Source organism: uncultured Maribacter sp. (assembly GCF_963974015.1).
Lineage (GTDB): Bacteria > Bacteroidota > Bacteroidia > Flavobacteriales > Flavobacteriaceae > Maribacter.
Genome location: NZ_CAXBBZ010000041.1, coordinates 1 through 5,555, shown reverse-complemented (window position 1 = coordinate 5,555; position 5,555 = coordinate 1). Strand labels below are relative to the sequence as shown.

Genomic DNA, 5,555 nt, shown 5'->3' with positions numbered 1-5,555 from the left:
AAAAAAGAAATCATTGTTCAAGATCAAGAAAACAATCTTTATCTAATATCGAATAGCGGAAAGATTTTGTGGAAAAAGCAGCTGTCTGGTACAATTCAAGGTAAGATACAGCAAGTAGATCTTTACAAAAACGGAAAACTACAATTTGCTTTCACCACTAATAATGAGTTTTTAATTCTAGATAGAAATGGCAATGAAGTAAAGCCATTTACCATGAAATTTTCTGGAGGAAACTTAAACCCGCTTGCTGTTTTTGATTATGAGAATAAAAAGAATTATCGTTTTGTAGTAACACAGAATGAGAAGGTCTTTATGTACAATAGTAAAGGGGATATTGTCAAAGGCTTCAAATATGATATCGCAGAGGGGAATATTTTGGACGCTCCTCAACATTTTAGAATTGGCAAAAAAGACTACCTCGTTTTTAAATTGGATAATGGTCAATTAAAAATTACCGATAGGGTAGGCAAAATTAGAGTAACTGTAAAGGATAAATTTTCGTTCTCTGATAATGACATAAAATTATATCAAAACAAATTTACATTTACCTCGCTAGATGGTAATTTATTTCAAATTGATACCAAAGGGGCAATCTCTTCTAGCAAGCTAAATTTAGCCAAAGACCATGGAATGGATGCTACAACCAGAACCTTGGTAGTAATGAACGATAATATTTTAAAAATACGTGACAAAAAAATTCAATTAGAATTAGGAGTATATTCAAAGCCTACTATTTTTTACCTAAATGATAAGATATACGTTTCTGTAACGGATATTCAAAATCAGAAAATTTACCTTTTTGATAGTCAAGCTGAATCAATACCAAATTTCCCGATTTTCGGAAATTCAGTAATAGACATGGCTGATATCAACAATAATAAAAAAGCAGAGTTAGTTTTTAAAGACCAAGAAAACACTATCCAAGTTTATAAGATACGATAACACATTAAATTGAAGATTTTATGGTCAGTTCGCTACCGATTATACATTAATTGCAAATAACTAATTAAGTTTTAATATTTTTAAATAGTTATTAATTAGAACCTTAACTACTATTGAAAATGAAAACTAAGTCACTTCTTGTAGTATTTTTTTTAATTGGCATTATCTCACTAACCGCACAAGACAATTGTAGCAAATTCTATCCTATGACAGAAGGTGTTTCAATGGAATACACAAATTATAACAAGAAAGGTAAAGTTGAAGGTATAAGCGCATATAAGGTTACCGAAACAAATACAGTGGGAAACACTACCAACGCGACAATGGCCATCAATCTTAAAGACGAAAAAGGGAAAGAAATTTATACCACCGACTATAAATTATCTTGTACCGGAAACATGGTCACCTTAGACTACGAATCTTTATTACCGAGCGATATGATGAATCAATATGGTGATATGGATATCGAAATTAGTGGTAATGATATTGAAATACCTAATGATTTAAGCGTTGGTCAAAATCTAAATGATGCCAATGTGACCATGAAAATTGGCATGAGCGGTATAAATATGAATATCGCAGTAGATATGTTAAATAGAAAAGTTGAGAAACAAGAAAGCGTTACTACACCAGCAGGAACTTATGATTGTTTTGTTGTTTATAGTGAGAACCAATCAAAGATGATGATGGCAAATCAAGTATATCCTTCAAGGGTTTGGCTAGCAGAAGGTATAGGTATGGTAAAACAAGAGACTTACAAAAAAAATGGAGATTTAATGAGCAGTACCATACTCACTGCTTATAGTAATTAAAAATCAAACCAATTTTTAATAGGAACCGAAGCTTAGGCCTCGGTTTTTTGTTTTATCAATTCAGCTTCAAAAAGCGATGAAAAATGACCAAGAAGTCTTTCTTTCACTTCATTCATATTAACCTCTTTCTTGCCCAATTCCACGTTCAAAGAAGTTACTGCCTTGCCTTTTATACCACAGGGAATCATCATATCAAAATATCCTAAATCAGCATTTACATTTAAACCAAAACCGTGCATTGTAACCCATCTACTGGCACGAACACCCATGGCGCAAATCTTACGTGCAAACGGAGTACCTACATCTAGCCAAACCCCTGTTTCTCCTTTAGAACGTTCAGCCTTTAATCCATAATCGGCTAAGGTTAGAATAACCATTTCTTCTAAAAAACGTAAGTATTTATGAATGTCTGTGAAAAAATTATCCAAATCTAAAATAGGATATCCAACAATCTGGCCTGGACCATGATATGTGATATCCCCTCCTCTATTTATCTTATAAAACGAAGCACCCTTTTCCTCTAAGTCCTTTTCATCTACTAATAAATTAGTAATATCACCACTTTTGCCAAGTGTATACACATGCGGATGTTCTACAAAAATCAAATAATTAGGAGTATCTATACTTTCTTCTTCTCGCCTATTCTTAATTTTAAGATCGATGATTTCCTTGAAAAGTTTCTCTTGAAAATCCCAAGTTTCCTTATAGTCTTTTAACCCTAAATCTTGAAATTGAACCCTTTTATTCATAATACAAAGATACAAAAAGCGATTGCCTATTTTTCAAGTTCTACTTCTATCAATAATGATTCTGGGTCTTTCATCATATCCATGAAATTAACCTCATGTATCATTGTCTTACCATCCATCGAAAAAGTTGCCTCTTCAATGTTAGTTGACTTCACACGCTTTGGAAAATGATATTTGAAGGTATAAGTAGAACTAGATAGAAACATCTCTGCGCTGGCAAGACTATCTATGTTTTTCTCAAACATTTCTTGGTTTAGAATAACCGTTTGTCGTTTAAATTTATTCTTCTTAAAACTATAATTAACTTCTGTAGTCTCGTCAGCCGCATTTTCTGGCATTGACTGCCCACCAGCAATGGGACCAATTGAACTGGCATTCTGAAATGCATTAAATGCATCATTTACTTCTGACACATCTTTAAAATCAGTATACATGTCAAAATTCATTATACCGTTCTCTGGCTCTACTTTCATGTGAAGACTAAATGGCTCTAACCTTTTTAACTTGGCTTGCTGTTCGGTAGATAATTGAGAAATACTATCTTTCTTATCCCGTAATAAATCTTTGAAAACAAGTGTAGAGTCTATTGCCTTGTCTAACTGTGTAGAATCTGTCGAAGGTAGCATCTGCATCATTTCACCACCGTCAAAACTGATACTCATTTTACCAGTTCCATCTTCATTAAAGTAAATTTCTTCTGTAAAATTACAAGCAACAAAAAGTGTTGCGATAAAAATCGTAGCTAATACTTTAAAAAATCTCATGGAATATGGTTCTAATTAGGATTGTTCAAAATTACCAATGCCGCTATGACACCAGGTACCCAGCCACAAAAAGTCAAAAGTAGAACAATTAGAAAAGATCCACAACCTTTGCCTAAAACTGCCAAGGGTGGAAAAAAAATAGCGAGCAAAACTCTTAGTAAACTCATTTGATTATTATTTTGATTGATGTACCTTATATGTCGCAAATTTAACCACTTTGTTACAAAATCATTTATTTTAGAGGTTCATTAGCTATTCTATGTCTAGAAAGTTAATTTTCATTTTATGTATTCTACTGAGCTCAAAGGTTTTTTCTCAGTATCGTTTTAAAGGTCAAATTGCAGATCAAGCAACTATCAACACTATATATTTTTCCATTATTGAAGATTATAGGAAATTAGGCCGAATATCTATGGAGCAGATTCTAAAGAAAACCACCACAGATTCTTTGGGTAATTTTAATTTCGAAGGTAACAACCTAATTAATGAAAATCGTATCTATAGAATTCATTTAGATGAATGCCCGGAGATTATTTTGAATTCAGGGCACTTTTTCGGAAGTTTTGAAATCAGTAAAAGTATTTTATCCAAAACTAAATGTTAATTAGAGGGAAGAAATAAAGCAACGTTTTCAGTAGCTTTCGAATATCCATCTAGGGACTAGGCTTCATTTCCACCCCCTAAAATCAAGCTTTAATCAACAATTTGTTGAATTTTCAGATCTAATACTAAAACTGAAAATCATGAAATCATTATTTCTTTTTACCTTTTTTCTTTTTACCTCAACCATTATTTCTTCTCAAAAAATCAATCAAGAAACTAGTATTAAAAACCTGCAGCCCTTTTTAGTAGGTGAAATCAATATTGAAAGGACTCTTGTCTAACTCATACAAAGAATGGTTTAAACCTAATTCAGCATCCTACTCCATAAATACTGCTAATTTACAGCAGTAAAAAGCTAAAATAGCACAACACCAAATTCTTATCTTCATGGGTACGTGGTGCGGTGATAGTAAACGCGTAGTACCTCGATTTATTAAAATTTTAGAATCTGTTAATTTCCCTATGGAAAATATTAAAATAGTTGCAGTTGATAAACGGAGAGATTTCTACAAGAAAAGCCCACAAGGTCAGGAGTGGGGACTTAACATACGTCATGTACCAACATTTATTTTCTATAAAAATGGAAGAGAAATAAATCGAATTATTGAAACCCCTGTAACCACATTAGAAGAAGATATTATTTCAATAGTTTTACAACAAGAATACACCCCAAACTATTCTAAATCTCTTCACTTCGATTGAATTTAAACACCAAGATGAAACTTCGTCGATTTAATGTACTTTATAAAAACCTTATTATCTTAGTTTACGTTATATGATTATGAAATTGACAACTATGATATTCAAGCTACCCTTATTAATTATATTATTAGGGTTAATGCCCTCATGTAGTGATTCTGATATTGAACGCTCAGAACCTACCATAAATGATGAATCCAATTTAGAAATATTAACCTATTTAGCCCTTGGCGATAGTTATACCGTTGGTGAAAGCGTTGTTTATGAAGAAAGTTTTCCTGCACAATTGAGCACTCGCATTGAAGAATACGAAGATGTTAGGGTAAACACTACGGTTATAGCACAAACGGGATGGAGAACCGATCAATTACTATCAGCTATTGGCAATCGAGAATCTGCTAATTATAATTTAGTCACTTTATTGATTGGTGTAAACAATCAGTTTCAATCACGACCATTTTCACAATACCAGACCGAATTTACAATTTTGGTGGACAAAGCTATCAATCTGGCTGGTAACGATTCTAACCATGTTGTTATACTTTCAATTCCAGACTATTACTATACAACTTATGGTCAAAACAATGGCTCTTTAAAAATTTCCACCGAAATAGACCGCTATAATGATTTTGCAAAATCAATAGCAAAATCTAGAGGGATAACTTTCTTAGATATTACCGATATCACTAGAAAAGGATTGGAAGAAACTGAACTTGTAGCCACAGACGGATTACATCCATCAGGTATTGCCTATGAAAAATTTGTTGAAAGACTATATCCTTTAATACGTTCGAAATTGAAAGATTAAACCATATCGATTATATTTGCCAGCTAAATAAACGTCGGCATGCAATTATCGGAGCAAGAGCTTATCAGAAGGGAAAAATTGGAGAAATTAAGAGCATTGGGTATTAATCCTTATCCAGCAGCGTTATATCCTTTAAATGCCACATCGGCAAGTATAAAATCCAATTATGAGGAAGGCA

The 5,555-nt window shown here is 32.7% G+C and carries 8 protein-coding genes and 1 pseudogene; 6 read left to right on the top strand and 3 right to left on the bottom strand.

The genetic code is table 11. The features are described 5' to 3' along the window. Positions 1-942 (top strand): annotated as a pseudogene (locus AACZ41_RS18050) (ribonuclease HII); the annotation flags it as partial. 119 nt (positions 943-1,061) lie between these two features. Continuing rightward, entirely contained in the window at positions 1,062-1,754 is a 693-nt protein-coding gene (locus AACZ41_RS18045) for a hypothetical protein (protein ID WP_339630020.1), read from the top strand. 32 nt (positions 1,755-1,786) lie between these two features. Here AACZ41_RS18045 and lipB read toward each other — a convergent pair whose 3' ends face one another. The 3 genes from lipB to AACZ41_RS18030 are packed head-to-tail and all read right to left on the bottom strand — an operon-like array spanning position 1,787 to position 3,434. Beyond that, positions 1,787-2,503, bottom strand: a complete 717-nt coding sequence (gene lipB, locus AACZ41_RS18040) for a lipoyl(octanoyl) transferase LipB (protein WP_339630018.1) — start codon at positions 2,501-2,503, stop codon at positions 1,787-1,789. A gap of 26 nt (positions 2,504-2,529) precedes the next feature. Then, positions 2,530-3,267, bottom strand: a complete 738-nt coding sequence (locus AACZ41_RS18035) for a hypothetical protein (RefSeq protein WP_339630016.1) — start codon at positions 3,265-3,267, stop codon at positions 2,530-2,532. 11 nt (positions 3,268-3,278) lie between these two features. Further along, the gene (locus AACZ41_RS18030; RefSeq protein ID WP_091620128.1) at positions 3,279-3,434 is read right to left on the bottom strand and encodes a YqaE/Pmp3 family membrane protein; all 156 of its coding nucleotides are present in this window, start codon (positions 3,432-3,434) and stop codon (positions 3,279-3,281) included. 92 nt (positions 3,435-3,526) lie between these two features. Between AACZ41_RS18030 and AACZ41_RS18025 the strand changes: the two genes are divergently transcribed. From AACZ41_RS18025 to AACZ41_RS18010, 4 genes are all read left to right on the top strand, one after another. Then, the gene (locus AACZ41_RS18025; RefSeq protein WP_339630014.1) at positions 3,527-3,871 is read left to right on the top strand and encodes a hypothetical protein; all 345 of its coding nucleotides are present in this window, start codon (positions 3,527-3,529) and stop codon (positions 3,869-3,871) included. Positions 3,872-4,010: 139 nt separating this feature from the next. Beyond that, the gene (locus AACZ41_RS18020; protein WP_339630012.1) at positions 4,011-4,151 is read left to right on the top strand and encodes a hypothetical protein; all 141 of its coding nucleotides are present in this window, start codon (positions 4,011-4,013) and stop codon (positions 4,149-4,151) included. Positions 4,152-4,257: 106 nt separating this feature from the next. Beyond that, positions 4,258-4,572 carry a thioredoxin family protein gene (locus tag AACZ41_RS18015; RefSeq protein ID WP_339630010.1) on the top strand — a complete coding sequence of 105 codons (315 nt, stop codon included), beginning with the start codon at positions 4,258-4,260 and terminating at the stop codon, positions 4,570-4,572. 79 nt (positions 4,573-4,651) lie between these two features. Next, complete coding sequence (locus tag AACZ41_RS18010) at positions 4,652-5,377, top strand: SGNH/GDSL hydrolase family protein (RefSeq protein ID WP_339630008.1); 726 nt, start codon at positions 4,652-4,654, stop codon at positions 5,375-5,377. Positions 5,378-5,555: the final 178 nt, after the last annotated feature.

Bases quoted from the DNA above. Each gene is read 5' to 3' on its own strand.
- lipB (WP_339630018.1), bottom strand. From the start codon at position 2,503: ATGAATAAAAGGGTTCAATTTCAAGATTTAGGGTTAAAAGACTATAAG.
- AACZ41_RS18015 (WP_339630010.1), top strand. From the start codon at position 4,258: ATGGGTACGTGGTGCGGTGATAGTAAACGCGTAGTACCTCGATTTATT.
- AACZ41_RS18030 (WP_091620128.1), bottom strand. From the start codon at position 3,434: ATGAGTTTACTAAGAGTTTTGCTCGCTATTTTTTTTCCACCCTTGGCA.
- AACZ41_RS18035 (WP_339630016.1), bottom strand. From the start codon at position 3,267: ATGAGATTTTTTAAAGTATTAGCTACGATTTTTATCGCAACACTTTTT.
- AACZ41_RS18045 (WP_339630020.1), top strand. From the start codon at position 1,062: ATGAAAACTAAGTCACTTCTTGTAGTATTTTTTTTAATTGGCATTATC.
- AACZ41_RS18025 (WP_339630014.1), top strand. From the start codon at position 3,527: ATGTCTAGAAAGTTAATTTTCATTTTATGTATTCTACTGAGCTCAAAG.
- AACZ41_RS18010 (WP_339630008.1), top strand. From the start codon at position 4,652: ATGAAATTGACAACTATGATATTCAAGCTACCCTTATTAATTATATTA.
- AACZ41_RS18020 (WP_339630012.1), top strand. From the start codon at position 4,011: ATGAAATCATTATTTCTTTTTACCTTTTTTCTTTTTACCTCAACCATT.